General features: G+C 65.5%; 1 pseudogene. It reads right to left on the reverse strand.

Annotated elements, in window-relative coordinates:
- Positions 1-140: 140 nt before the first annotated feature.
- A pseudogene (locus ACQRUO_RS39430) lies at positions 141-1146 on the reverse strand (IS5 family transposase).
- Positions 1147-1338 lie beyond the last annotated feature (192 nt).

Below are 1338 nucleotides of genomic sequence, written 5' to 3' on the forward strand. Positions count from 1 at the left end.
TCTGCACTGGTCCCGCTGGCGCCGCAGACGCCAACACCAGGCCCGGACCAGCCACTACAAGAGACGAGGCCACAGCCCAAGAGCTGAAGCCTCGTCAGGTTAAGCACCGTTGCAGTACTAGGGCGCGTATTCAGTCGTGATCAAGCGGTGGTTCTGGTGAGGTCTTTGATCCAGATCATTGCGCCGCGAAGGTGGAGGCCGGCGAGGTAGCTCGCGGGAGTCTTGTCATAGCGAATGGCAACGCCCCTCCAGGCCTTCAGCTTGTTGATCAGCTGCTCGACGATGTTTCGGTCCTTGTAGAGCTCGGCGTCGTGGCCGACGGGCCGGCCACCATTGCTGCCTTTCTTCTTGCGGTTGGCGGCCTGGTCGAACTTCTCCGGAATGACGGCCCTGATGTGGCGTTTGCGCAGGTGGTTGCGGTTGCCGCGGGACGAGTAGGCCTTGTCCCCGGCGACCGCGTCAGGGCGGGTGCGGGGACGGCCGACGGGCCCGCACCCGCCCTGACCTTCTTCAGCACGGGGATAAACTGCGGGCTGTCGGCGGCCTGGCCCTCGGTCAGGATGAACGCCAGCGGGCGGCACTTGCGCTCGCTGGCGACGTGGATCTTGCTGGTCTGTCCGCCCCTGGAGCGTCCGAGCAGGGCGGCCTTCAGGCGGAGCCTGCATCGGCGTCGGATGCGCCGCCGCTCTTCCCGTTCCGGGCCGCCCGGGTGGTCATGCCCGTCTTGTTCCTGCGTACCTCCCCTTTTTGCCGGGCTTTCTCCGCCTCCTCGGCAGCTTTCTCCAAGGCGGCCAAGGAGCCCGGGTCCAGGTGCATCCCGGCAGCATCATGATGGGCCCGGACAGTGGTTGAATCCACGCTGACCAGGGACAGGTCCACCTCGCCCCGTCTGGCGGCCTCCGCGATCGCGCCCTCCAGCAGGGCCTCGAAGACACCGGCGTCCCTCCACTGCCGGAAGCGGTTATGGACGCTCGACCACGCACCGAACTCCCTGGGCGTCTCACGCCACTGGCTGCCGGTCTTGAAGTGCCAGATCACGCCCTCGAACTGCTGGCGCAGCCGTTCGGGGTAGGGGCCGTACTCGCCGATCGGCAGGTAAGGCTCGATCAACTCCCACTCGGAGTCCGATAGTTGTACTCGCGTCACGGAACACGGTCTACCGCGTCAGACCGCACCGCGAGGGCAACTTCCCAAAATGATCACAACCGAATACGCGCCCTAATACTGCAACGGTGCTTAACCTGACGAGGCTTCAGCTCTTGGGCTGTGGCCTCGTCTCTTGTAGTGGCTGGTCCGGGCCTGGTGTTGGCGTCTGCGGCGCCAGCGGGACCAGTGCAG

This window comes from Kitasatospora sp. LaBMicrA B282 (assembly GCF_050325825.1).
Classification (GTDB): domain Bacteria; phylum Actinomycetota; class Actinomycetes; order Streptomycetales; family Streptomycetaceae; genus Kitasatospora.